Below are 26292 nucleotides of genomic sequence, written 5' to 3' on the forward strand. Positions count from 1 at the left end.
TACTATTAAACCAAAATAACCAAACTATGATTCAAAAATTTCTTTATCTCGAATGGAAAGCATTTATAAGATCGGCTTCTTTCGCTACGAATTTGGCTCTAAAAATCCTGATGGGTTTTGTTGCTGCTTATTTCATTCTGATTTTCTTAGCATTGGGAGTATTAACTTTTTACATCCTGAAAAAAGAAAATTTCGACCCCATTGTTACCGTAAATAAATTCTTGATTTACTATATATTAATCGATTTAGTCATCCGATTGCTGCTGCAAAAAATCCCGGTGATGAACATTCGCCCAATGCTAGTTTTCCCAATCAAAAAATCGACAATTGTGCATTTCTCTTTGGGGAAAACTATTTTGTCTTTTTTTAATTTAGTGCATGGTTTTTTCCTAATTCCATTTTGTGTTGTACTAATCATTGAAGGCTACGATGCGTTGTCAGTAGTACTTTGGTTTACAGCCGTGTATTCGTTGTTGTACTGTAATAATTTCATTAATATTATACTGAGTAATAAAGATAATTTATTTGCCATTTTCTTAGGAATAGTAGCCGTTCTAGGTGGATTACAGTATTATGGCTTATTTAACATCACGGATTATACCGCTCCATTTTTCAATGCAATTTTCAACACCTATTGGGCTTTTGCTATTCCGATACTCGTTTTATTTGCTTTCTATTATGTTACTTTCCACTATTTCAAAAACAATTTATACTTAGATGCGGGCTTGTCTAACAAACACGATATTGCAACAACAGAGGATTTGACTTGGTTGAACCAATTTGGAACTATAGGAACCTTCCTTAAAAATGATATTAAATTAATCAAAAGAAACAAACGTTCTAAAACTACAGTAGGATTAAGTGTTATGTTTTTATTTTATGGCTTTTTGTTCTTTACTAATGGGATCGCAATGTACAACAATCCAGTAATGCACATCTTTGCTGGTATTTTTGTCTCCGGTGGATTCTTAATCACTTTTGGGCAGTTTGTACCGAGTTGGGACAGTGCCTATTACCAGCTGATGATGACACAAAACATTCCGTACAAAGGCTACTTGAGTTCGAAGTGGTGGCTGATGGTAATTGCTACGGTAATTACAACAACGATTGCGTCTTTCTATCTTTATTTTGGCGTGCAGGTGTATTTAACCATTGTTGTAGGGGCTCTTTATAATATTGGTGTCAATTCACATTTGGTTTTATTAGGTGGAGCATATACTAAAACACCTATCGATTTGAGTTCTGGAAAAGGTGCTTTTGGAGACAAAAAAGCCTTTAATATCAAAACCATGCTAATATCAATTCCGCAATTGTCCTTGCCTGTTTTGTTGTATTGGCTAGGTTCTAAATATGGGAATCCTACTGTTGGACTAGCCTTAGTGGCTTCGGCGGGAGTAATTGGTTTTGCATTCAAAGAGAAAGCGTTCTCCGTAATTGAAAAAATATATAAATCAGAGAAATACGCGACCATTGCCGCCTACAAGCAAAAAGGATAAGTAGCAGTGGGGTAACCGGCAAGGCTAACACTGACAACAATTTTTAGACTTAAAAAACTGGAACTATTAAGTCATTAAGGTTCAATACCCCTTGATTTTTCTTAAAACAGTACTGGTTTAAAAAATGGTTTCAAATTTTTTTAAACTTAAGCACTAAGTAACCAATAACCAATTAAACGAATAATCTTTTCAAACATGATCAAAGTAAACAACCTTTCGAAAACATACAACGGAACAACCGTATTAAAAATAGATACTTTAGAAATAAAAAAAGGCGAAAGCTTTGGATTAGTAGGTAATAACGGCGCCGGAAAAACTACTTTTTTTAGCCTTTTATTGGATTTAATCCAGCCTTCCACAGGAAATATTGTCAACCAGGGCGTACAAGTAAATACCAGCGAAGGTTGGAAACCTTTCACTGCGTCTTTCCTAGATGAGAGTTTCCTGATAGGCTACTTGACTCCCGAAGAATATTTTTACTTCATAGGTGATTTACGCGGACAAAACAAAGCCGATGTCGATGCATTATTAGCCACACACGAAGAATTTTTTAATGGTGAGATCCTGAAAAACAAGAAATATTTACGTGATTTATCTAAGGGAAACCAAAAGAAAGTGGGAATTATTGCCACACTGATAGGAAATCCCGAAGTAATCATTCTAGATGAACCCTTTGCAAATCTAGACCCAACTACCCAATTTCGTTTAAAGAAAATAATCAAAGACCTAGCCGATAATCCAGAGGTGACCGTACTAGTTTCCAGCCACGATTTGCAGCACACCGTTGAGGTAAGCGATAGGATTGTTGCCATGCACAAAGGCGAAGTCGTTAAGGATATTCAAACATCACCAGAAACATTAAAGGAATTAGAATTGTTTTTTGCCGTTTAAAAAAAAGTTAATTTAGACTGCTGATTCGCTGCTTTTAGTAATCATTTCAATCAAAAAAACAGCGGTTTTAAGCTACTGATTATTCCTTTTGTCACGCTGGAAGCGTCTCTAAACTCGAGAGTAACTTAATTGAGATGCTTACAGCATGACAAATTAATGGGAAAGGAATACTGTAAAACCTTTAAAATCCATTAGAAATTTAAGTTTTATTTGGGCGTGACCCTTCGTGAAAAACTTCGGGTCGGGCTGTACGCTGTATCTTTATTTTCTTAAAGAAAGAAAATAAAGGATGCCGCTTCCATCCCTCACGCACGCGAAAGAGTCAAATAAACCCGGATAATTTTCACGATGTCAAAAAGAAACGTATTTTTACCAGTCAGTATACTAAAAAGCATATTTAAAAGTTAATTGATAAAAACGTTTCCCCTTGAAAATCAATATATTTAAAACATTACCCTTCTTGTTGTTTTTTGCTTTTTTGGTAGCTTGTTCTACTAAGAAAGATACTTTTTTGGCACGGAATTCTCATGCCTTGAGTACCAAGTATAACATTTTATACAATGGTAAAGTAGGCTTAGACAAAGGTGTTCAAACCTTAAAATCCAATGATGATGATGACTTCTGGCAACTTTTACCTCCAGAAAAAATGCAAATTGTAGAGGACTTCACCGCTACCACAAAACCAATAAATGCTGATTTTGAATTGGCTGAAACCAAAGCGACCAAAGCCATTCAGAAACACTCCATGAATATTGGAGGTAGAGAAAAAAACAGTCAAATCGATGAAGCGTATCTCATGCTTGGAAAAGCGAGATATTATGACCAACGGTTTGTGCCGGCTCTCGATGCATTCAATTACATTCTCTATAAATACCCCAACAGCAGCAAGATTTACGAAGCTAAAATATGGCGAGAAAAAACCAATATGCGTCTGGGAAATGATGCTTTAGTCATAAAAAACATTAGTAAATTATTAGAAGAGCACCAAGTGAAGAAACAGGTTTTTGCAGATGCAAACGCCCTTTTAGCGGCCTCTTTTTTAAACTTGGAAGAAAAGGATAGCGCCGTGGCCAAAATAAAAAAAGCCATCGCATTCACTAAAATAAATCAGGAAAGAGCGAGATACCGTTTTGTATTAGGACAATTGTATCAAGAGCTCGGGTATAAAGACAGTGCTGTCGCAGCATACCAACAGGTAATTAATATGAACCGAAAAGCGGAGCGAAAATTTGTCATTCAAGCACATGCTAAAAAAGCGGAGTTGTTTGATTACCAAATTGGAGATACGATTTCTTTTGTAAAGACCTTTAATAAACTGATGCAAGACCGGGAAAATCGTCCCTACAAAGATTTGATTTTTCATCAAATGGCGGTGTACCATGACAAACAAAACAATTGGGAAACGGCAATGGATTTATACAACGCCTCCTTAAAAACGAATTCGAAAGACAGCTATCTAGTAGCCTCAAATTATAGAAATTTAGGAAACATGTATTTTAGAAACGCGAAATATCCGTCGGCGGCAAAATACTATGACAGTACTTTGGTCAAGCTAAATAAGAAAACAAGAGAATTTGGTAAAATTCAAAAAATTAGAAGCAATCTCGATGAGGTGATTTTATACGAGGCATTGGCAAAGCGAAATGACAGTATTCTAAATGTAGTGGCAATGAATCCTGCTGACCGAATAGTCTATTATGAAAAGTACATTACTACACTGCAGAAAAAAGAAGAACTAAAAAGGCTCTTAGACGAAAAAAATAAAGCGATACAAGAAAATAGCGCGCGTAACAATGCACCATCTTCTATTGATCCCGTTTCTACTCAAGATCCGATAAGACCAAACCGCAAATCAACACTGACTCCACCTACAATGGCGTCTGTTAATTCGCAGGCTGCAGCGAGTACATTCTACTTTTATAATTTTACAACCGTAGCTTTTGGTAAATTAGAATTTAAAAAAACATGGGGAGACAGAGTTCTAAATGGCAATTGGAGACTTTCATCAGGAAATATAAATGCAGCAGTTGCTGATTCTTTGACCGCGGATAAGAACGGTACAGCAAAGGAATCGGCCAGCATCATAGTTGCAGAGCAGTACACCACGGATTATTATTTAAAACAACTTCCTACAAAGCAAGTAGAACGAGACAGTATTCATAAAGAACGCAATTTTGCCTACTATCAATTGGGGATTATTTACAAGGAAAAATTCAAGGAAAATGATTTGGCAATTGCCAAACTGGAATACCTATTGAAAAATAATCCAGAGGAAAAACTGATTCTTCCTGCTATGTACAATTTGTACAAGTTATATCAAATCAGCGATACCAACAAAGCAGAGGCGATGAAAAACAGAATCGCAACTCAATATTCAGATTCCCGCTATGCCCAAATTATAAATAACACCAATCCAAGTGCGATTTCAGCAATTGATTCGCCAGAAAGCGTCTATAACAAGTGGTATAAACTGTTTCAACAAGAGCAATTTGTTTTGGTTTTAGAGAATTCCGATGCACTTATTGCTCAGTTTTCGGGCGAAGAGATAGGATCTAAATTTGAACTACTCAAAGCTGCTGTAATAGGCAAACTAAAAGGGGTTACCGCTTACAAAAACGCGCTGCAAGTGGTTGCAGATAATTATCCAAATAGTGAAGAGGGGAAAAATGCCCTGTTGATATTGAATGATCAAATTCCGTTTTTAGAAAAAATGGAATTCGTTACAACAGATTCAAATAACTGGAAAATTTTATATCAAGTGGGTGCGCGCGATGCTAAAAATACCAAAGCGCTAGAAGAAAAAATTAAATTATTCCTGGCTAGTGAAAACCTGCAAAAAATGTATTATTCGTATGATATTTACACGGATAAAGAAAATTTCATCACGATACATGGAATACAATCAAAGGGTTACGCAGCGGATATTGCATTGGTGTTAAATGAAAACATAAAATATAAAATTAGTGATGCTGCTATAGTAGTTTCTGGCGAAAACTATAAAGTAATCCAAATCAAGAAAAATCTTGAAACGTATTTGGCCTCTAAAAAGCAATAATTATGTTTGATAAAAAAAAGAAACCGTATACAGATCTATTGGGGAAAACCAACCGAATTGTAGAGGGAACAAAAATAAAAGGGGATATTATTTCAAAAGCTGATTTTAGGCTTGATGGAGAATTGATTGGCAATTTTGAAACGAGTGGTAAACTTGTTATAGGGCCAGCGGGAATTGTAACTGGAGATATAATTTGTAATAATGTGGATATAGAAGGGAAGTTTAGTGGCATTGTTCAAGTCACAGAATTGCTTAATGTAAAAGCAACTGCTAGCGTAAAAGGCGAAGTTAAAGTAGGGAAATTATCAGTAGAGCCAGGCGCTGATTTTAGTGCAATCTGTGTTATGAGTACTACCGAGAAACAAACAATTGCAGTCGATGAGCAAAAACAATAATTTAAAACAAACTAATAAATGGCTGGTGATGATGAATATTCCTTTTCAAATGGGAATCATTATTTTTTGCTTTACTTACTTGGGAATTTGGTTAGACGAAAAGTATACCAATTCCTCAATTTTCACTATTATTCTATCACTTTTTGCAGTTTTTATAGCATTATATAATGTTATTAGGCAAGTCAAAAACTTAAACAAAGACGATTAATGCAGCAATTTTATAAGTTTTCAATCATTATAATTCCGATTTCTATTATATTATTTTTCATACAAAATTTAACTATTGGCGTATTTTTTGAAAATACTTCTTTCTTTTATTCTACTTGGATCATTTATGTTTTTCATCTTATTTTGACTTTAATAAGCTATGGTTTTCTACTATTTGTAAACAAAACATTTGCTGATAAAACAGGATTTGCCTTTATGGGTTTCAGTCTTCTTAAAATGTTGGCCGCAATTGTTTTTTTGATTCCGCTTCTCCAGTCGGATGTGGTGAGCAAAATTCCTGATGTAAGCGCGTTTTTTATTCCGTATTTTCTATTTTTATTTACAGAGACATTTTTCGCTGTTAGATTATTAAATAAATAATAAACGATAAAACAGTTTATTGGTTTTTTAATTAGAATTTAATGGTTAAAAAGAAAATGATAAATTTTCAGTTCTGAATAATTTATGTACCTTTGCAAAAAATTTTGAAACGTAGAATTAGACACACAATTTAAGAATGGTATTTTCAAATAAACTTGTTCAGTTCGTATTAGTTGCCTTAATAGCAAGTATTCCTTTTTTTGCATTTGCAAATCCTGAAACTGCTAATGTTTCTGTTGCTAATGAAGCGGTGACAGATTATAAAGCAGCAGCAGATCATGAAAAAGAAGCATTCAATGCTACTGAATTGATTAATGATCACATTGGAGATTCGCATGAATTTCATATTGCCGATTGGAATGGACATCCCATTACTTTTTATCTTCCTGTAATTTTGTGGACAAACAATGGTTTGGAAATTTTCTCTTCTGAAAAATTTCATCACGATAACAAAGCCGAACATGTAGTGGATCAAAATGGTCAAAAGCTAGTTCGAAATAATGAAATTATTTTTTACGCAGATAAATTTGAAACTCTAACTCAGGATCAAAAAGATCTTGGCGCATTTGAATTTGATGCAAGACCGTTAAACTTTTCCATAACAAAGAATGTGTTTTCTATGTTTATGTCGGCTATTATAATGTTTTTATTATTTTTAGTGGTGGCACGATCGTATAAGAAAAATCAACTGGCACCAAAAGGTATTGCTGGTTTTCTAGAGCCACTCATTACATTTGTTAGAGATGATATTGCGAGACCAAACATTGGAGAAAAAAAATACGCACAGTATATGCCGTATCTTTTGACTATCTTCTTCTTTATCTGGATTAACAACTTGATTGGTTTAATTCCGTTTTTTCCTTTTAGTTCAAACTTGACTGGAAATATTTACTTTACTTTTGTTTTGGCTTTTATTACTTTTATTGTTACCACTTTAAGCGGAAACAAAGAATATTGGGGACATATTTTTAACACACCTGGAGTTCCAGTTTGGTTAGCGCCTATTATGATTCCAGTTGAAATTATCGGAATCTTAACAAAACCTTTTGCATTGATGATTCGTTTGTTTGCTAACATTACAGCAGGTCACATCATCATATTAAGTTTAATTTCATTGATTTTTATATTTGAGAGTGTAGCGGTTTCTCCTATTTCTGGAGCTTTCGTAGTTTTCATGACAGTATTAGAAATGTTAGTTGCTGCCTTGCAAGCGTATATTTTTACGCTGCTATCAGCATTATTTATTGGTCAAGCTGTAGCAGAGCACGATCATCATTAATTTGAGTTTTATTAATTATTAACTATATAAATTTATTATTATGGTATTAGCTGGAATCGGAGCTGGATTAGCAGTAATTGGAGCAGGTCTTGGAATTGGAAAAATTGGTGGATCTGCTATGGATGCAATTGCTCGTCAGCCAGAAGCTGCTGGAAAAATCCAAACTGCTATGATTATCGCTGCTGCACTTATTGAAGGTGTTGCACTTTTCGCAGTAGTAGTTGCTTTAATTGCAAAGTAATTAAAAATTAAAATTTCCTGTAGCGGTTGGCTGCAGGAAGTTTTTATTTATAAAATGAAAAAAATATTTTAAATATACCTATATGAATCTTACAGCACCGGAGAGTTTAATTTTTTGGACAACGATCATTTTCTTTGTTTTCTTTCTACTTTTGAGAAAATTTGCTTGGAAACCAATTTTGGGAGCCGTAAAAGGTCGGGAAGAATCGATTAATAATGCTTTGGCATCAGCCGAATCAGCGCGTAGAGAAATGCAGAATTTAACTGCTGACAATGAGCGTATCTTAAAAGAAGCGAGATTAGAGCGTGACAACATGCTCAAAGAAGCGCGTGAAATGAAAGATAAAATGGTTGCTGATTCTAAAAAAGAAGCACAAGTTCAAGGCGAAAGAATGATTGCGCAAGCAAAAATTGCAATTGAAGCTGAGAAAAATGCAGCGATGGCTGAATTGAAATCACAAGTTTCAACCTTGTCATTGAGTATCGCAGAAAAATTATTGAAAGACCAATTATCTAATAAAGAAGCTCAAACAAAATTGATTGAGAATATGTTAGGTGACGTAAAATTAAACTAAAATTATGTCAGGAACTAGAGCAGCAATTCGGTATGCAAAAGCATTTTTAGATTTAGCTATTTCTGAGGGAAATGAGCCAGATTTTTATAAAGATATGGCTTTGATTTCGTCCACGATAAACAGTAATGAAGAATTGAGCGGTTTTATTCAAAATCCAACAATTTCTGTTAGTGTGAAACAAAGTGCCTTGGCAGAAGTTTTTGCAAGTACAACAGCATTGACTAAAAGTCTTTTCCGTTTATTATTTGAAAACAAGAGATTTGAAATTTTATCAGATATTGTTTCGCAGTACATTGTTATGTCCGATGAAAACAATGGTTTTCAAGTTGTTAAAGTGACAACTGCAATTGCTATGGATGCTGCGCTTGAAGCTAAAGTTTCTGCAAAAATAAAAGAATTTTCAGATAAGAAAATCACGATAGTAAATACAATAGATCCAGCTATTATAGGAGGATTTATTTTAAGAATAGGCGACAAAGAGTATAATGCTTCAGTTGCTAATAGATTACAAGTATTAAAAAGGGAGTTAAGTAACTAGTTATATTGCACGTTAAAGTGTCTAAATTATAAATTAAGATGGCGGAAATTAAACCTGCTGAAATATCAGCAATATTAAGAAAGCAAGTAGAAGGTTTTGAATCTGGCGCAACGCTAGAGGAAGTAGGAACGGTACTTCAAGTTGGAGATGGTATTGCTCGTGTTTACGGGCTTTCAAATGTTCAATACGGTGAGTTAGTAGAGTTTGACAATGGTCTTGAGGCAATTGTTTTGAATCTTGAAGAAGACAATGTGGGTGTGGTACTTTTAGGACCATCTACAGGAATCAAAGAAGGTTCAACTGCTAAAAGAACACAACGTATTGCTTCTCTCAAAGTAGGAGAGCAAATGGTGGGTCGTGTAGTAAACACTCTGGGTTTTCCTATTGATGGAAAAGGACCAATAGGTGGCGATTTATACGAAATGCCTTTGGAAAGAAAAGCTCCTGGAGTTATCTTCCGTCAACCCGTTACTGAGCCATTACAAACCGGTATCAAAGCAGTAGATGCGATGATTCCAGTGGGTAGAGGACAGCGTGAGCTAGTTATTGGTGACCGTCAAACAGGTAAATCAACTGTTTGTATTGACACCATCTTAAATCAAAAAGAATTTTACGATGCAGGGAAACCAGTGTTTTGTATTTATGTTGCCATTGGACAAAAAGCGTCAACGGTAGCAGGAATTGCAAAAATGTTAGAAGAAAAAGGAGCAATGGCATATACCATTATTGTTGCTGCTAATGCTTCTGATCCAGCTCCGATGCAAGTGTATGCTCCTTTTGCAGGTGCAGCAATTGGAGAATATTTTAGAGATTCAGGTCGTCCGGCTTTAATTGTTTATGATGATTTATCTAAACAAGCGGTGGCGTATCGTGAAGTTTCTCTTTTATTGAGAAGACCACCGGGACGTGAAGCATATCCTGGAGACGTTTTTTACTTACACAGCCGTTTATTAGAGCGTGCTTGTAAAGTAATTGCTGATGATGGAATTGCTAGAAACATGAATGATTTACCAGATTCATTGAAATCAATTGTAAAAGGAGGTGGTTCATTAACGGCTTTACCAATTATTGAAACCCAAGCTGGTGACGTTTCTGCATACATCCCAACAAACGTAATTTCGATTACAGATGGCCAAATTTTCTTAGATGGAGATTTGTTTAACTCAGGGGTTCGTCCAGCAATTAACGTAGGTATTTCGGTATCTCGTGTTGGAGGAAATGCACAAATTAAATCAATGAAAAAAGTAGCAGGTACCTTAAAACTAGATCAAGCACAGTTCCGTGAATTGGAAGCGTTTGCTAAGTTTGGTTCTGATCTTGATGCGGTAACATTGAACGTAATTGAAAAAGGGAAAAGAAACGTTGAAATCTTGAAACAAGGTTTGAACGATCCGTATACTGTTGAAGACCAAGTTGCAATTATCTATGCTGGTTCTAAAAATTTGTTGAGAAATGTTCCGGTAAATAAAGTTAGAGAATTTGAGAAAGATTTCTTGGAATTCTTGAACAACAAACACAGAGCAACTCTTGACGCGTTAAAAGCAGGAAAATTAACAGATGAAATCACAGATGTAATTGAAACTGTAGCAAAAGAATTATCAGCGAAATATAACTAAAAAGTACTAAGTAAGAAGTATTAAGTATCAAGATTTTTTGAGTGCTTAATACTTCTTACTTACATCTTCATACTTACAAAAAAATGGCAAATTTAAAGGAAATCCGTAATAGAATTACTTCCGTTTCATCGACGATGCAAATTACATCAGCGATGAAAATGGTTTCTGCAGCAAAGCTAAAGAAAGCACAAGATGCAATCACAGCAATGCGCCCTTATGCCGAAAAATTAACGGAACTATTGCAAAATCTTTCTGCTACGCTTGAAGGTGATGCAGGGGGTCAATTTACAATACAACGCGAAGTTAAAAAAGTGTTGCTTGTTGTAATAACTTCTAATAGGGGTTTGGCTGGTGCTTTTAATACCAATGCCATCAAAGAAGCCAGAAGCCGTGCAGAATTTTATGCTGGAAAACAGGTGGATGTTTTTGCTATCGGTAAAAAAGGGAATGATGTGTTGAGTAAAACGTTGTCAGTTGTAGAGAATCAAAGTGCTGTTTTTGACAATTTGACTTTTGATAATGTAGCTAAAATTGCTGACCTGCTAACGGAGAAATTCGTTTCTGGTGAATACGATAAAATTGAGTTGATTTACAACCAATTCAAAAATGCGGCAACACAAATCGTTCAAACCGAACAATTTTTACCATTGGCACCAATAAAATCAGATCTTACAGTTTTAACGGGAGATTATATTTTTGAACCTTCAAAAGAAGAAATCGTGTTGACTTTGATTCCAAAATCATTAAAAACACAATTGTATAAAGGGATTCGTGATTCATTTGCCTCAGAGCACGGAGCGCGTATGACTGCCATGCACAAAGCAACGGATAATGCAACTGAATTGAGAAATCAATTGAAATTGACTTACAATAAAGCGCGTCAGGCTTCGATTACTAATGAGATCCTAGAGATTGTTGGTGGTGCTGAAGCATTGAATGGATAGGAAGGTATCTGAATTTATATAAAAAGGCGATTGAAAGTAGTTTCAATCGCCTTTTCTGTGTTTTTATGTTTAGTTTTATACGAATCCTTGTTTCTGCCATAAATCACAGTATTTCCTTTTTTGTTTTAACAAAAAATATGCTTTCCGCTTTCTATTATTGTTCCATTCTCCATCACTAAAATTGTATCATCGTAAGAAATAATATCTTTATCATACAATTGTTTATTACGGTCATAAGCAATTTTAGCTTGGTTAATTTTACTTCGTAGTTCTTATTTTTTATTGGCATGGCTGAACCATTCCTGTTGAATTTCTGGAGTTTGTAGTGATCTGCTATTACCACGAACCACAATTGCTAAATCGCTTATGCGGGCTTGTAAATCGTTTGACAATTCCTGGTTGGTTGCTTTCTCGGTATCTAGGTTTTCCTAAGTGAGTTTTACAAGCGTGTCACCTTGTTGTATAGCTTGATTGTTCTTGAGGTGTACAAAAGTTACTTTGCCATTGACTAAGCTACTATGGGGTACATTATCAGTAGTAGAACGAATTATTCCTCGACTTTGACTGCTTATGTCTACTTTAATTATTGGCAAGCCTATCAAGAAAACAAGCACAGCTAAAATAAGTGCGAAGTAAATAGAAAAACTCTTGGTTTTGTTTTTAGAGATAAGATTTTCTAGGGTATTTATGGGGTCTTCGGAGAAGGTCATGAGTATCTATTTAAGGACTAATTAATCGATTATGTCGATCTCTTTTAGTAACTTTTTTTTTGAAAATAATATAATTTGATAAATACAATTGCTATTAAAAATCGATAACATCTGTAAAACCAAATATTAATAATCCATATAAATAATTCATGCGCACAATGTTTGTCAAATAATTATTTATTTACGAAATATTGATAACAAATTACCATTAAAAAAGGAATGATATTATTTACGCAATGCATTAGTATTGAATACATAATGCCATACTTATTGGCAATATAGCCAAGGTAAAATCCACCTAATATTCTAGGCAAAATTTTTAATACTGTATGGGTGTCTAGTGTTTGATAATTTGTTAAATGTAGAAATCCAAAAACAACAGAAGTCAAAAATAAAAAAAGTAAGAAATAATTTGATATGAAATGATTGAAAGCTTGCCTAAATTCAAAATTATAAAATAATAATAGACTTAAAGCGACTATTCCTAATAGTATTGGCATTAAAACCCAACGTTGTGAAATAAAGGTAAATAAAATTACAATTAAACAGACTGTCCATAAAATAATATTTAATTTATTATTTATAACAAACAAACCTCTCATCGAAAATTCTTCTATAATGGGTATTATTATAACAAATATCAGTAGTTTTTCAGGCGTTCTTAAAAGTTTTAAGTCATCTGCATCAAATAATGGTTTATTAAATATCAGATACGTTGAAATTAAAAAAGCAAAACTTAATATAGTAACAATTAAAAAAAGGTATATAAAATCGAAAACAAAGTCTTTTTCTTGAAATTTATTGCAAAATATTTGCATAGTTAGTGATTATTATTAGAAATCATTGTATTGTTAGTAGTGGTCAATATATTACATTACATAATAGACTGCGTTCACCTTAAGTGACGCAGCCCTAATTTTAGTAATGCTATTATTTAATCGAACCAACCAGATACTGTCTCTACAACTGTATTATATGCTTTTTTGATAGCGCATCCAACAGCATGAACAGCGTATCCTACATCTTCAACTAAACCGCCACCATTAATAGTGATCATTTCAACATGCGTCAACTCTATAAGATTTTTCATGATATTTATTTAATATTTGTTAACAACCACAGTTACCGTAAGAATTGTATCCGTCCATAAATCTTTTTTTGAGATTATCCCAATTTTTATCTAAGTCTTCTAAAGCTTTTTGGGCATCAGCAATCCAGCCACCCCCATCAACTTCTTGTACTTCCTGAGAATTAAGCTCTACTAAATTCAAACTATCTAAATTCATTTTTTTTAGTTTTTAAGACCTGTTTATAGAATGGCAAGATTACACATTTATCTAAAATTAAAAAGTTTCTCGAGAACTTTTGTGCTTGTTTTTGTAGAGACTATAGCTTTAAAACTCTTTGCTCTGTTTTTTTGAAAGGGTCACAGTGCAGCTGAAGCAATCCCTAGTGCTTTGTTTTTTGAGGAACAAATAGCTTTACCTAAAACCTCATACTCTGTATTTTTGAAAGGGTTACGATACAGCTGAATTATTCCCTTATGCTTTGTTTTTTGAGGAACAAATAGCTTTACCTAACCTCTTGCTCTGTTTTTTTTAAAGGGTTACAATACAGCTGAATTATTCCCTTATGCTTTGTTTTTTGAGGAACAAATAGCTTTACCTAAAACCTTATGCTCTGTATTTTTGAAAGGGTTACAGTGCAGCTGAATTATTCCCTTAAAATTGGCCAATTAATTTTAGAAAGTAATCGACATTTAAAAGTAACGTCTTACTCCAAACACTCTAACTTTCTTGAGGCCAAAACTAGAGTAGTAATTTGCATTGTGCAAATTGTTGTTAACGGAATTCACGGAATTCCGAGTTGTAATTCCGTGAATTCCGAGATCTAATATTCTAAAAGATTAAAAATAAGCATGTTAATAAACAAGCAAAAATCTTATTATTTACTACTAATTATTCGAGATACTGCATTTTTACACCAAAACAAACTATAATAACTAACCTACAATTCATGAAAATAATGCTTTTGGTACTGTTTCCGTATTTTTTATGGTCGCAAACTAAAAGTAGGATTTAAAATGATTTGGTAAAACTGAGCTTTCTACAATTAGTTTGTCTGTAGCCGAAATGGTAGCAATAGACTGCGAAGCATTCAAGAATGAGCCGTTTTGAATTCCCGAGAAATTCTCGATTGTTCCTGTTAGCGGTGCAATAATATAATAGTTTTGAGCTTCCACTTTTATTTTTTGTAGCGTTCCGTTTAAGTTTTGGAGTTGCATTTCCAGTTCTTGTTTGTTGTTTTGCCAAAGGCTGCGTTGGCTTTTCTCTAAACTAGAAAGCGCTTGTTTTGTATACGTATAATCAAAACTGTATTTCTCGAATTCAGCCTTGGCAATTATTCCTTTGTCGTGTAACTGCTTGTTGCGGTCGTACACTATTTTAGCTTGTGCAATTTTACTTTGTAACTCTTCTTTTTTACTACTGTAGCTAAGCCACTCTTGCTGCATAGCTGACGTTTTTAAGCCTTCAGCACTGCCTTGTGCAACTTGAGTTAAATCATTAATTTGATCTTGAATAGTAGCTGCAGCCACTTGATTTGTAGCTTTCTCGGTATTTAAGTTTTCTTGTGTAATAGCAACTAAGGTATCGCCTTGCTGTACCACTTGATTGTTCTTGAGTTTTATAAAAGTCACTTTACCATTGACTAAACTACTTACAGGTACATTATCAGTAGTACTGCGGATAATACCGCGACTCTGACTGCTAATGTCTATTTTGATAATAGGTAATAATGCCAGAAAAATAATTGTAGCCAGAATCAATACCAAGTAAATAGAGATACTCTTGGTTTTGTTTTTGGTGATAAGATTTTCTAGGGTATTTATGGGGTCTGAACTTAGGTTCGTTTATTACAGATTATTATTGTTATAAACATCTATAATCTTTTTTGATTTTTCAAAATCGCTCTCATTAACCTTTAAAGTGGAATTCATATATCCACCAGAATTAACTATCCAAGGCGCTAAAGTAGACATTATTTGATTTTCTATGAATGAGATAATACCATTCTCTTTTAATAAATTATGTAACATTAATATTTTGTAATGTTCATCAGTATATAGATTTATCATTTTCTAGTTGTATTTGAAATAAATATATGTTTTACTTTGCTATATAAGAAAAAAAGTATTGTAAGCGTAACAATTAAATTAATTATAAAAAACAACCCTAAATACATGGAATTATTAAATTCGATTAAGATTAACCGTCCAATAAAACCAAATAAATTGACGAAAAAATGAAGTATAATAGTTACTGCTATATTAAAATCTTTAGAAAAAATAAATCCAAAATATAGCCCTATAAAAAGACCTAAAATAATTTGTTGTAAATTTACATGTATGAGCGCAAAAATAAATGCGGATATAATAATTGATTTTTTACTACTATATGTTTGCAGAAGTGATTTTAGTAAAATATTTCTAAAAAGAATTTCTTCAAAAATGGGGGCAATCAATAAACCAGCAAGAATGGATGATATATTTAATTTTGAAGTCTCAATAGGAAAAAAATAAAATCGTATCGGAAGTAAAATAACCACACTTAATAACCACACCATAATTACCGAAAACAATAATTTTTTGTAGTCGATAGGATAAAATTTATAACTTGTTTTATTCTTTTTAATTCGATTTATTATATGATAAATTGCGATAAATAATGTGTAAAAAATTATTGAGAAAATTAATACTTTTTGATTACCCTTACTATACTTATCTAATATATATATAAAAGGAGAAGAAATTAAAATAGCTAATAGAACAAGAAATATAAAATGGAAAATATTTTTTGGGAACATAAACTAAAATTTAAAAAAACATGTGTAAATAAATAATTATTTACACATGTTTGATATTATATATTCATATCGCGATACTTAATCAGCAATATGTTTTTGAGGAAACTTAAAATTGATTGGCAATCCATGCTGAACCATTAACTGCCATAACACCCAAGTTCCATACTGCTTCGCCAGCATATTGTAATTCATTATCAGTTCCAGACCAATAAAGACTATAATATCCATATTTATCTGCACCACCATCAACTTTACTTGATTCTTGAGCATTAAGCTCCACTAAATTTAAATTATTTAAATTCATAATTTCTATTTTTTAAAATCAAACATTTATTGTTATCACAAAAGGAGTTTCTCGAGAACTTTCTTTCTAATACATTCTTTTTTATCGGCAGCTGTATTTTCCGTATTGCTTTGTTTTTTTTTAAGGAACAAATTAGCTTTACCTAACCTCACGCTCTGTTTTTTTTTGAAAGGGTTACAGTACAGCTGAATTATTCCCTTGTAATTGGCCAATTGGTTTAGGAAAGGAACCTACATTTAAATAACGTCTTACTCCAAACGCTTTCACTTTCTTGATGCCAAAACTAGAGTAGTAATTTGTGTTGTGCAAATGGTTGTTGTCGGAATTCCGTGAATTCCGATACTGAATTCGCTGAATTCCGACTACTACAATTTTTAAACACTATTAAATCAGTAGATTACAGATTTATCAAAAACGAAAATTTTTACTACAAAACTCCTTAAAATACAGTAATTTTGCACCAAAACAAACTAAAATGACTAACCGACAATTCATAAAAATAGTATTTTTGGTACTTTTTCCATTTTTTTTATGGTCGCAATCTTCTCAAAAAATTATTCAAACCGATTATTATGAGGATTTAAAACAAGCATTTATTAAGAGCCATGGCAATGATAAAAAGCAATTGCATTATGCTAATGCCTACATCAGAAGGGCAATAATAGAAAAAAGTAACATAAACCTTTCAAGGGGTTATTTTTTACTATCGCATTTATTTGAAGGAGCAAAATGCATACAGTATTTAAATACTTCCATTAAGTATGCTACAAATACAAATGATATAAAATTTCCAGCATTATCTTATTCCAAAAAAGGATATGAACTAAAAAAGCAGTTTCGATTTGATGAAGCATTAGCTAATTTTTTTATGGCTGAAAAGTATGCAAAAAAGAATAATTTAGATTTTTATTACAATGTCAAACATTCTATTGGAATGCTTCGTTCTGAAGAATTAGGTCAGGTCGAAGAGGCGCTTGTCCTTTACAGAGAATGTTTTAATTACTATAAAGGGAAAAATGTTAGGTCTCCTGAGTATGCAACTGAATATCATAATGTTTTATTCGCTTTAGCTGATGCTCACAAATCATTAAAAAATTTAGATTCCACAAGTTTTTATAATAAAATGGGTTATCAAGAGTCGAAAGCTACCAAAGACCAATACTATATTTCTTATTTCATTTTAAATGAAGGAGCTAATCAAGTATTAAAGAAAAACTATAAAGCTGCTTTAGATAGTATAAATAAGGCATTACCTCAAATAATATCAGATAAAAATTATGGCAATATACTTGCTTCCTACTTTTATTTAGGAAAGTCTTACGCTGGTATGGGTAATGAAAAAAAAGCGATTCAAAATTATATAAAAGTAGATTCAATGTATGTTATAAATAAGAGAATCATACCTGAATTCGTTGGTGGTTACTCTTATTTAATTGAGCATTATAAACAAACTGGAGACAAAGAAAAGCAGTTAAAATTCTTATCTAAATTTATGAAAATAGATAGTCTTTTGTAACGCGACTACAAACAACTAAGTAAAGTTTTACTCAAAGAATATGATACCCCTCATTTATTTGCAAAAAAAGAATCCTTGATACAATCCTTGCAAAAAAAACAATCGGCCTCTTCGACCTGGATTTTGATTTTAATAGGTAGTCTCGGTGGGTTGATAGGTTATCAATATTATTTGAAAAAACAATATCGTAAACGATTTGAGGCTATTATTCATCCTGCTACACCTATACTAGCAAGTGGTACTACAGCTGAAAAAAGCGATAGTGCAGCAGAGGAAAATAAAATGCAAGAGCAACAGTGGCTTCCAGTAGAGGTAGTTAATCAGTTATTAGAGAAGTTAGCCCAATTTGAACTTAACAAAGGATTCTTAGAAAAAACTATTTCCATTCAAAAAGTAGCTTTACAGTTAAATACAAACACCAAATATTTATCTAAAGTCATTAACGAACAAAAAGGAAAAATGTTTGTGCATTACATCAATGAACTCAGAATAAATGAAGCTGTGGTTCAATTGCAGGCCCAATCCATTTTGCGTAATTATACTATGCCATACTTAGCTAATGAATTTGGTTTCAATTCTGCGGAAGCTTTTTCTACCGCTTTTTTTAAAAAATATAAAATTAAGCCTACTTTTTTCATCAAAGCACTAGAAAAAGAAAATTAATTGTAATAGCTTTGTTTTTAAGGTATTGTGTTTTTTTTGACTATCGGAATTCCGTGAATTCCGAGAACAACTTTTAATTTTTATAGTAACAGTCAGCATAACCTTATACTTTTGCACTTCAATAATCAAAAACTGTATAAAATGAAAGCCGAAAAAAAACAAAAAGAAAACAAATCAAAGTTTAATTTAGAAAAAATGAAAGTAGCCCAATTGGATAATTTACATTTGATAAATGGTGGTGATAGTGCTGCTATTGCAAATGGAGGCGATGATAAAACTATTACTCAGTCAAATAAAACAATGACTACAACCTTTTAGTTTTTTACAAAATTATGAAATCATTGATTCTATCTTTTTTATTACTTGCTATTTTAATAAGTTGCAGTTCGAGCAAAACTAATACAGACTTAAATTTAATTAAAGACAACGAAGTTTCCAGTTATAAAAATTTAGATTCTTTGAATTGGTTTCATAAAGAAATAGATAAAAATGGTAATACAGGAATGTTTCTCAGCAAATGGAAAATGCAGAACATCCAAAAATTGCGATCCAAAGAAATTATTGTTGCGATTATTGATTCACCTGTAGATGTCAATCACGATTTAATAAAGAATAAATTATGGATAAACAAAACTGAAATTCCTAATAATGGACAAGATGATGATAAAAATGGTTACGTAGACGACGTTAATGGTTGGAATTTTATTGGAACAAAAGACAATGGATATTTAGTTTTTTCCAATTTTGAGTTTGTAAGGATCTTAAGAAAATGGGGGGATTTGCAAACCGACCAATTAGTTAAAAACGAAGCTGGAAATGAAAAGGAATATGATCGAGCACTAAGAAAGTTTAGAGAACAGCATGTTTATTACGAAAACTGGCTAAAATCATTAAAATATAGTGTAAAAACTTATCCATCCGCCAAAGATAGTCTAAGGCATTATTTTCCGAACGAGGATTATACCTATCAACAACTAGATAGCATGTATAAAAAACACAAAATCAATGATAAGACCTTCAGACAAAGAAGGGAAGATCTTGATTTTGATCTGGGTACAATGATAGCTTTTATGAAAGCAAGACTCGATTTTGGTGAAAAGTCATTAAAAGATGTGGAAGATAGCAAGCAAGAGGTGGACTCCATCTTAAATAAATCCTTAAACTTTAAATTCGATGAGCGACTTTTAATAAAGGATAGCTCTGGTCAATTTGAGAAAGGATATGGTAATAATACACTTTCTAAAAACAGTACAGGAAAAACAACTACATATAGTCACTCTACGAAAGTTTCTGGAATAATTGCAATGATTGTACCTTCAAACGTAAAGATAATGCCATTGGTAATAGCGGCTAATGGTGATGAACACGATCAGGATATTGCGATGGCAATTCGATATGCGGTAGATAATGGTGCTAAAATTATTAATATGTCATTCGGCAAAGAATTCGCTTTGAACAACGATTTGGTTTACTCAGCTATGAAATATGCCGCTGATCACAATATTTTATTGGTACATGGAGCAGGAAATGATCAATTTAATGTAGATGAAAATCCGTACTATCCAACAGATATTGATTACAATACTGAAGCTAAAGAAGTTTGTAACAACTTTATAAATGTTGGTGCATCTAGCTCTAAAACCGATACCACATTAGTAGCATCATTTTCTAACTATGGCAAGAAAAATGTAGACTTATTTGCACCCGGTGATCAAATTTATACCTCAGTTGGAGGCAACAGCTATGGATTTGACTCAGGAACTTCATTAGCAGCACCAATGGTTTCAGGAACAGCCGCTCTAATCTGGTCGTATTATCCAAAACTTTCTGCAAAACAAGTCAAACAAATTATTTTAGAGTCTGGAACGGCGTATGACATTGACGTTTTGGTTCCCGGAGGCGAAGGTAAAAAAGCAAAGTTTAGTGAATTGTCTAAATCAGGAAAAGTTCTCAATGTTTATAATGCGATGCAACTAGCTGAAAAAGTAAGTAAAAGCAAAAGATAGTGTTAGCCTATACCATTAAGCCTTTTTCGCAATATGTATTGCGAACACGCTTATTGCCACTTTCTTTTTACACCAAAATTATGGAAAAGGAAGCGGTGACTTATGTTTTTGAAGTCCTGAAAGATCCTCTAATTTATGAAGCCATAAGGCTGGCTTCTCCCGATTTGAGTGGGATTTTCGTTAAAACCCCACAACCTCAAATTTGCCATTACTGATGCTATGTAGCAGCATTCCATTATCATAAACTTGCAAATTTATTTGGCCTTTGGTTACTTTTAGACCGTTTATAATCAAGTGTTCTTTTATGGTATAACTACCTGATGTTTGAAATTTTTTCCAGTCTTGGGGACGAATCCATAATAATTGAGTGGCTCTAAAAATTCCAATATATTGTTCTAAATCGATTCGGTTTTCTAGACTGTTCTGTTCAAAAGCATAAGTTCCTTTATCTAAATTCCATAAGTCCTTACTAGATTTGATGATGGCGCGGTATCCGTTAGTTGAAAGAAAAGAAAATTGGTAAGGGTTTGTTTTTAAATTTGGATCATGGGAAGCACAAGGTCTATTAGTAAAAAAAATTAAGGTGTTTGTTGTAAAATTTAATTGTGATATAAACGTATCGCACTTTATAGACTGGATATCATTAATAGTTACAACTCCATTAATTTTTTTTCTCGGTTGATTTTTATCTAAGGAATTAAAATCAGTTTCTACTTTTAATAGCTCACCTTCATACTCAAAATGCAGATACTTTTTGGCTTCATCATATTCAAAGTTAGAAACAGTTAATAATCCATCTGTTTTAAAATCAGGCGTTTCGTAAGGATTGTTATTAAAACGATAGTCGAATAATTGTACATTTCCAATTCCGCCATTTTTCAAAAGGTTAATCACTATTGTAAAATTTTCTTCAGCAGATTTGTCCGACTGTACACCCACAGAAATCCTTTCGCAATTTTCAATAGCACCTACTGAGCCATTGGTAAATTTAAATTGGTCATTATCGATTTTAATTTCGAAAGAACTTGTTATTTCCTCTTTCTCTATGTCATCCTTATCGCAGGAAATAAATAGTAGTAAAACACTTAAAAATATAACTTTGATTAAAAACCGCCCAAGGTTGTTGCTTTGAACGATTGTGTTTGTTTTGTTTATCATTTTCAACCTTTGATTTTCGTTAAAACCCCACAACCTCAAATTTTCCATTACCAACAGTATAAAGCAGCATTCCATTGTCATATACTTGCAAGTTCATTTCGCCTTTTGTTACTTTTAGACCATTTATCATAACCTGTTCTTTTATGGTATAACTGCCTGATGTTTGGAATTTTTTCCAGTCGATGTCTCTGACCCATAATAATTGAGTCGCTCTAAAAATTCCAATATATTTTTCTAAATCGATTCGGTTTTCCAGCGTGTTCTGTTCAAAAGCATAAGTTCCTTTATCTAAATTCCATAAGTCCTTACTAAATTTGATGATGGCGCGGTATCCATTGTCAGAATAAAACCTAAAATCATACGGATTTACTTTTAAATTAGGATCATGTGATCCAGCGTGGTGGTTAGTGGAGAAAGTATAGGTATTTGTTTTAAAATTTAAGTCGCTAATAAAACTAGTACAAGTTGTAGCTTTTAACTTATTTACGATAATTTTCCCATTAATTTTCTTCCTTTTTTGGGGCTGATCCAATGAAGCAATGTTCGTTTCGACTTCTAGGAGTTCTCCGGAAAAATCAAAATTTAAATATTTTGTTGATTCGTCGTACACAAAGTTATTAACTGAAAGTAAACCTCTCAAATTAAAATCTGGAGTGTCAAATGGTTTAGTGCTCTCACCAAATCTAGTGTAACTAATTTTTCTGACAATTCCTTTCTTGGTAATAGATAATTCAAAAATAAAATGAGGCTCATTTTTCCCTCGATCATAAATAAAGGAAACAAAAATAGTGTTGCAGTTTTCATTTACAACAAAAGATTCATTTTCTAATTTAAATTTTTCATTTTCAATTTGTAGTTCGATAGATTGCTCTATTACCTTATCGATTGTTTCTTCTTTCTCACACGATAATAAAAACAAGAAGAGAACTAGAGAAGCTATTTGCATTAAAAACCGCGAAAGGTTCGTAGTTTGAGCGATTGTGTTTGTTTTATTTGTCATTGAACTTGTATTGCTTGAAAAAGCATTTTTAATTTCTGATCCCAAAACTAGATAATTCAGAATTATTTTACGAACACTTGTTATCGTAATTCCGTGAATTCCGATAAATTGTTATACAAAAAAGCCTTTTTAGGCAATTTTTATGTTTCAAAAAAAGGTGGTAAGTAGCATTTGCATCCTCTTTACAAAAATAGTAGCCCATGGTAAAAATGAGTTCTCCCTTCTTTCTTTTTCTATTCCAGCGATTTTTTCTTTAATTTTACCCCTTTAAAATCAAACATGGCACTACAAATAATAGAACTCACCACAAAACAAGAAATGCTGGCGCAATACAACGTCATGCAATATTTATATACCAATTTCAGTTTAGATAAGTACGAGTCATATCTCGCTGAAATGATTCCGCACAATTACAAACAAATTGCCGTATTTGAAAATGAGGTTTGCGTAGGGCTGTCGGGATTGTGGTCTGGGACTAAACTGTGGTCGGGAAAGTACCTGGAAATAGACAATTTTATTGTTCATCCGGATCATCGCATGAAAGGCATTGGCAAAATGTTGACTGATTATGTCGATGCCAAAGCCAAAGAGTTGGGCTGTACGATGATTGTTTTAGACGCTTTTACGGGAAATTATACCGCGCACCGTTTTTATTACAACCAAGGCTATGTGCCGAAAGGATTTCACTTCCTTAAGATTCTAAACGAAGAGGGATTAAGCTAAATTAGATAAAATGAAAAGATATAAATTAATTGGTTTTTTATTGATCACTGCAATATGCCTTACTTTTTGTGCTATGAAACAAGAATTGCAAACGGAATTTCCTCAGGAAATACAGTCGGTTTTTTATCAGAAAGTGGAAAACGGTAAAGAAAGCAGTAAAATCAATTTTTATATCGAATTCAAAAATCCACTGTCAGCCAATATAAAATTGGAAAAAATCTATTTTCACAATCAAGAAGCTCCTCTTGAAGAAATTACACCAAAAGACTTTAAAGCTTCTTTTTTGCAAAGCATTACAAAAGAAGATTTGATTATGGATAGTAATCCTGCCAAGGAATATGGCAACAAAGCGCCCGTCCTAAAAAAGGCTATATTTGATTTAAACCCCAACGAAGCAGTGTTAGAATACAAACAAGATAATAAAACCCACTTTTTTAAAATAACCAATGTTATCGAAAAACCATTGCGATAATTTTTATGAAGACAATTGCTTTTATCACTGATTGTGCTGTTTTAAAACAAAGCGGTACTTCAGTAGATTAAATCAACTAATTAGTTATTTTTGTTTCCTTAATTTTAATTGACACACCATTTTGGGATTATATAAAAATCTTTTTAAACAGACTGCTATTTATGGATTGGCAACAGTAATTCCGAGGATGTTCAGTTTTTTATTGGTGCCCTTGTACACAGACTTACTTCCTAAAGCCGAATACGGAAAGATTTCGATCATTTTTGCCTACATGATTTTTTTCAATGTTATACTTGCCTTCGGAATGGAAACGGCCTTTTTCCGATTTTATAACAAAGAAACCAATAAGAATGCCGTCGTAGAAACCACCTCTGTTTCTATTTTTTGGACTTCCATCTCCTTTTTATTTATATCCTTATTGTTCCGCAACACCTTGTCACTTTGGTCCGGCATAGACGAGCAATACATAACCTATACCATTTGGATTTTAGTATTCGATGCGCTGGTGATCGTACCATTTTCTAAGTTAAGAGTCAATCAACAACCTATACAATACGCCATTATTAAAATAGGAAACGTAGTTGTAAATTTATTTCTAAATATATTCTTTCTAAGTTACTTGCCTGATATAGCCAAGTCGACTCCAGATCATTTGGTAAGCAATTTATACATTGAGGATTTCCAAATAGGCTATATTTTCGTATCTAATATTGTGGCGAGCCTACTCACATTTTTAGTTCTCTCCCCTAATTACTTTAAACTAAAATGGCGCTTTGATTACGCTCTTTGGAAACGAATGATGCAATACGGCATGCCTATAATGGTGGCTGGAATCGCATTCGCCATCAACGAGCAATTTGACAAAATTTTATTGGGTAAGCTACTTCCGGCGGATATCGCCGATGCTGAGGTTGGAGTCTATTCCGCCTGCTACAAATTAGGTTTATTCATGGTGTTGTACCGCACGGCGTACACGTTAGGAATCGAACCCTTCTTTTTCAGTCATGCCGCAAGCAAGGACGCCCCACAAACCTACGCTACCATTACTAAGTATTTTGTCATTTTTGGTTCTTTTATTCTACTTTCGGTAATCGTTTTTGCCGATGTGCTCAAAGTGATTATGATTCAAGACGAATCCTACTGGGAAGCCATGAAGGTAGTGCCTTTGATTATTTTGGCCAATTTCTTCCTCGGCATTTACACCAACCTTTCCGTGTGGTACAAACTGATTGACAAAACGTATATTGGCGCCTATATTTCTATAGTAGGAGCCGTCATCACGCTAGGACTCAATTATTTGTTAATTCCTACCATGAGTTATTACGGCTCGGCAATTGCCACCATTGCGGCCTACGGTAGCATGATGAGTATTTCCTATTATTTCGGAAATAAATATTATCCCATTCCGTATGACATCAATAAAATCGTCCTGTACCTCTTGCTTTCGATAGGATTTTCAGCGATTTCATTTTACGGTTTTAGAGAGAATTATTTCGTCGGAATTCCGTTATTACTAGTATTCCTGTATTTTATATACCACAACGAAAAAGAATTATTAATCAAAATTTTAAAACGAAAACCAAGTTAGACACTAATTTTTAGGAGCTTATCGCGCACTCCGTTTCAAGCTTTTTCCTAAAATTGCTTTTTTCTAAGGCTAAAAAGGAGCTTCCTGCGGTCGCTCTTTTTATCCTAGAAAAAAATGCAATTTCATAAAAAAAGGCTTTTCACTGCGGTCACGGCTAGGACTTAGCATAATAAACACATAATCACTGTGGAGAACTCGTTTTTTCATTCCCTTAAAAACAGAAACATGACCATAAACATCATCAACAAATCGCAACATGCCTTGCCTAACTATGAAACCATAGCTTCCGCAGGAATGGATTTGCGCGCTAATTTAACAGCATCCATAACCTTAAAACCGCTGGAAAGAGCCATCGTAAAAACAGGCTTGTTTCTAGAATTACCTATTGGTTATGAAGCGCAAGTACGTCCAAGAAGTGGTCTGGCTGCCAAAAACGGAATTACAGTCCTGAACGCTCCCGGAACAGTAGATGCAGATTATCGCGGCGAAATTGGAGTTATTTTAGTAAATTTATCCAATGAAGATTTTGTAATCCAAAACGGAGAACGCATCGCCCAACTCATCATTGCAAAACACGAACGCGCAACGTGGATTGAAGTACAAGAATTAACGGAAACCGTGAGAGGAGAAGGTGGTTTTGGTAGTACGGGAGTGAAGTAGTGTTCAGTAAT

30 protein-coding genes are annotated in these 26292 nt (G+C 33.3%); 20 read left to right on the top strand and 10 right to left on the bottom strand.

The annotated features are described in order from the left end of the window. Positions 1 to 26: 26 nt before the first annotated feature. The 12 genes from BUA03_RS02335 (at position 27) to atpG (ending at position 11617) form a co-directional block, all read left to right on the top strand. Entirely contained in the window at positions 27 to 1496 is a 1470-nt protein-coding gene (locus BUA03_RS02335; protein WP_066075846.1) for a DUF5687 family protein, read from the top strand. Positions 1497 to 1691: 195 nt separating this feature from the next. After that, positions 1692 to 2387: an ABC transporter ATP-binding protein gene (locus BUA03_RS02340; RefSeq protein WP_066075843.1), complete on the top strand. Its 696-nt coding sequence runs from the start codon at positions 1692 to 1694 to the stop codon at positions 2385 to 2387. A gap of 427 nt (positions 2388 to 2814) precedes the next feature. Continuing rightward, the gene (gene porW / locus BUA03_RS02345) at positions 2815 to 5442 is read left to right on the top strand and encodes a type IX secretion system periplasmic lipoprotein PorW/SprE (protein WP_066075840.1); all 2628 of its coding nucleotides are present in this window, start codon (positions 2815 to 2817) and stop codon (positions 5440 to 5442) included. 2 nt (positions 5443 to 5444) lie between these two features. Then, entirely contained in the window at positions 5445 to 5837 is a 393-nt protein-coding gene (locus BUA03_RS02350; RefSeq protein WP_066075837.1) for a bactofilin family protein, read from the top strand. A 31-nt stretch (positions 5838 to 5868) separates the two neighbouring features. After that, positions 5869 to 6045, top strand: coding sequence for an AtpZ/AtpI family protein (locus tag BUA03_RS02355; RefSeq protein WP_317041085.1), 177 nt, complete (start codon positions 5869 to 5871; stop codon positions 6043 to 6045). Beyond that, on the top strand, positions 6045 to 6425 hold the full coding sequence (locus BUA03_RS02360; protein WP_066075831.1) for a hypothetical protein: 381 nt from the start codon (positions 6045 to 6047) through the stop codon (positions 6423 to 6425). Before BUA03_RS02355 ends, BUA03_RS02360 begins: the two co-directional genes overlap by 1 nt. Positions 6426 to 6561: 136 nt before the next feature. Further along, on the top strand, positions 6562 to 7704 hold the full coding sequence (gene atpB, locus BUA03_RS02365; protein ID WP_066075828.1) for a F0F1 ATP synthase subunit A: 1143 nt from the start codon (positions 6562 to 6564) through the stop codon (positions 7702 to 7704). 40 nt (positions 7705 to 7744) lie between these two features. Further along, positions 7745 to 7945 carry an ATP synthase F0 subunit C gene (gene atpE, locus BUA03_RS02370; RefSeq protein WP_031453874.1) on the top strand — a complete coding sequence of 67 codons (201 nt, stop codon included), beginning with the start codon at positions 7745 to 7747 and terminating at the stop codon, positions 7943 to 7945. Positions 7946 to 8027: 82 nt separating this feature from the next. Next, entirely contained in the window at positions 8028 to 8519 is a 492-nt protein-coding gene (locus tag BUA03_RS02375; RefSeq protein ID WP_066075825.1) for a F0F1 ATP synthase subunit B, read from the top strand. 4 nt (positions 8520 to 8523) lie between these two features. Then, a complete protein-coding gene (gene atpH / locus BUA03_RS02380; protein WP_066075822.1) occupies positions 8524 to 9057 on the top strand; it encodes an ATP synthase F1 subunit delta in 534 nt (177 codons plus the stop codon). A 38-nt stretch (positions 9058 to 9095) separates the two neighbouring features. Then, positions 9096 to 10673 carry a F0F1 ATP synthase subunit alpha gene (gene atpA, locus BUA03_RS02385; protein ID WP_066075818.1) on the top strand — a complete coding sequence of 526 codons (1578 nt, stop codon included), beginning with the start codon at positions 9096 to 9098 and terminating at the stop codon, positions 10671 to 10673. A gap of 83 nt (positions 10674 to 10756) precedes the next feature. Then, positions 10757 to 11617, top strand: coding sequence for an ATP synthase F1 subunit gamma (atpG, locus tag BUA03_RS02390; RefSeq protein ID WP_066075815.1), 861 nt, complete (start codon positions 10757 to 10759; stop codon positions 11615 to 11617). A gap of 428 nt (positions 11618 to 12045) precedes the next feature. Here atpG and BUA03_RS02395 read toward each other — a convergent pair whose 3' ends face one another. From BUA03_RS02395 to BUA03_RS02420, 8 genes are all read right to left on the bottom strand, one after another. Continuing rightward, positions 12046 to 12327: an HlyD family secretion protein gene (locus tag BUA03_RS02395; protein ID WP_066075811.1), complete on the bottom strand. Its 282-nt coding sequence runs from the start codon at positions 12325 to 12327 to the stop codon at positions 12046 to 12048. A 173-nt stretch (positions 12328 to 12500) separates the two neighbouring features. Continuing rightward, positions 12501 to 13145, bottom strand: a complete 645-nt coding sequence (locus tag BUA03_RS02400; RefSeq protein WP_066075808.1) for a CPBP family glutamic-type intramembrane protease — start codon at positions 13143 to 13145, stop codon at positions 12501 to 12503. A 116-nt stretch (positions 13146 to 13261) separates the two neighbouring features. After that, positions 13262 to 13417, bottom strand: coding sequence for a hypothetical protein (locus tag BUA03_RS16595; protein ID WP_157492182.1), 156 nt, complete (start codon positions 13415 to 13417; stop codon positions 13262 to 13264). Positions 13418 to 13436: 19 nt separating this feature from the next. Further along, positions 13437 to 13613 (bottom strand): hypothetical protein, encoded by a 177-nt coding sequence (locus BUA03_RS16600; protein WP_175542093.1) that lies wholly within the window; start codon positions 13611 to 13613, stop codon positions 13437 to 13439. A 779-nt stretch (positions 13614 to 14392) separates the two neighbouring features. Further along, positions 14393 to 15154: an HlyD family secretion protein gene (locus BUA03_RS02405; RefSeq protein WP_245792549.1), complete on the bottom strand. Its 762-nt coding sequence runs from the start codon at positions 15152 to 15154 to the stop codon at positions 14393 to 14395. Positions 15155 to 15241: 87 nt separating this feature from the next. Beyond that, positions 15242 to 15463 carry a putative signal transducing protein gene (locus tag BUA03_RS17155; protein WP_066075805.1) on the bottom strand — a complete coding sequence of 74 codons (222 nt, stop codon included), beginning with the start codon at positions 15461 to 15463 and terminating at the stop codon, positions 15242 to 15244. Beyond that, a complete protein-coding gene (locus tag BUA03_RS02415; protein ID WP_066075802.1) occupies positions 15460 to 16191 on the bottom strand; it encodes a CPBP family intramembrane glutamic endopeptidase in 732 nt (243 codons plus the stop codon). Before BUA03_RS02415 ends, BUA03_RS17155 begins: the two co-directional genes overlap by 4 nt. Before the next feature lie 106 nt (positions 16192 to 16297). Next, positions 16298 to 16495 (bottom strand): hypothetical protein, encoded by a 198-nt coding sequence (locus tag BUA03_RS02420; protein WP_066075799.1) that lies wholly within the window; start codon positions 16493 to 16495, stop codon positions 16298 to 16300. Between the two features lie 475 nt (positions 16496 to 16970). On the opposite strand from BUA03_RS02420, the gene BUA03_RS02425 reads away from it, so the two are divergent. The 4 genes from BUA03_RS02425 (at position 16971) to BUA03_RS02435 (ending at position 20680) form a co-directional block, all read left to right on the top strand. After that, on the top strand, positions 16971 to 18011 hold the full coding sequence (locus BUA03_RS02425; RefSeq protein ID WP_066075797.1) for a tetratricopeptide repeat protein: 1041 nt from the start codon (positions 16971 to 16973) through the stop codon (positions 18009 to 18011). 87 nt (positions 18012 to 18098) lie between these two features. Next, the gene (locus BUA03_RS02430; protein WP_066075794.1) at positions 18099 to 18674 is read left to right on the top strand and encodes a helix-turn-helix domain-containing protein; all 576 of its coding nucleotides are present in this window, start codon (positions 18099 to 18101) and stop codon (positions 18672 to 18674) included. Between the two features lie 141 nt (positions 18675 to 18815). After that, positions 18816 to 18992: a hypothetical protein gene (locus BUA03_RS16605; RefSeq protein ID WP_157492181.1), complete on the top strand. Its 177-nt coding sequence runs from the start codon at positions 18816 to 18818 to the stop codon at positions 18990 to 18992. A gap of 14 nt (positions 18993 to 19006) precedes the next feature. Beyond that, complete coding sequence (locus tag BUA03_RS02435; protein ID WP_066075792.1) at positions 19007 to 20680, top strand: S8 family serine peptidase; 1674 nt, start codon at positions 19007 to 19009, stop codon at positions 20678 to 20680. 180 nt (positions 20681 to 20860) lie between these two features. On the opposite strand, the gene BUA03_RS02440 is transcribed toward BUA03_RS02435, so the two are convergent. Both BUA03_RS02440 and BUA03_RS02445 read right to left on the bottom strand, forming a co-directional pair. Further along, on the bottom strand, positions 20861 to 21838 hold the full coding sequence (locus tag BUA03_RS02440) for a hypothetical protein (RefSeq protein ID WP_139255595.1): 978 nt from the start codon (positions 21836 to 21838) through the stop codon (positions 20861 to 20863). 19 nt (positions 21839 to 21857) lie between these two features. After that, positions 21858 to 22838, bottom strand: a complete 981-nt coding sequence (locus tag BUA03_RS02445; RefSeq protein WP_066075786.1) for a hypothetical protein — start codon at positions 22836 to 22838, stop codon at positions 21858 to 21860. A gap of 279 nt (positions 22839 to 23117) precedes the next feature. Between BUA03_RS02445 and BUA03_RS02450 the strand changes: the two genes are divergently transcribed. The 4 genes from BUA03_RS02450 (at position 23118) to dut (ending at position 26281) form a co-directional block, all read left to right on the top strand. Further along, the gene (locus BUA03_RS02450; protein WP_066075783.1) at positions 23118 to 23561 is read left to right on the top strand and encodes a GNAT family N-acetyltransferase; all 444 of its coding nucleotides are present in this window, start codon (positions 23118 to 23120) and stop codon (positions 23559 to 23561) included. 10 nt (positions 23562 to 23571) lie between these two features. After that, on the top strand, positions 23572 to 24033 hold the full coding sequence (locus BUA03_RS02455; RefSeq protein WP_139255596.1) for a hypothetical protein: 462 nt from the start codon (positions 23572 to 23574) through the stop codon (positions 24031 to 24033). Between the two features lie 121 nt (positions 24034 to 24154). Then, positions 24155 to 25621 carry a lipopolysaccharide biosynthesis protein gene (locus BUA03_RS02460; RefSeq protein ID WP_066075778.1) on the top strand — a complete coding sequence of 489 codons (1467 nt, stop codon included), beginning with the start codon at positions 24155 to 24157 and terminating at the stop codon, positions 25619 to 25621. 225 nt (positions 25622 to 25846) lie between these two features. After that, positions 25847 to 26281 (top strand): dUTP diphosphatase, encoded by a 435-nt coding sequence (gene dut, locus BUA03_RS02465; protein WP_066075775.1) that lies wholly within the window; start codon positions 25847 to 25849, stop codon positions 26279 to 26281. Positions 26282 to 26292: the final 11 nt, after the last annotated feature.

It is taken from the genome of Flavobacterium fryxellicola, assembly GCF_900143245.1.
GTDB lineage: Bacteria > Bacteroidota > Bacteroidia > Flavobacteriales > Flavobacteriaceae > Flavobacterium > Flavobacterium fryxellicola.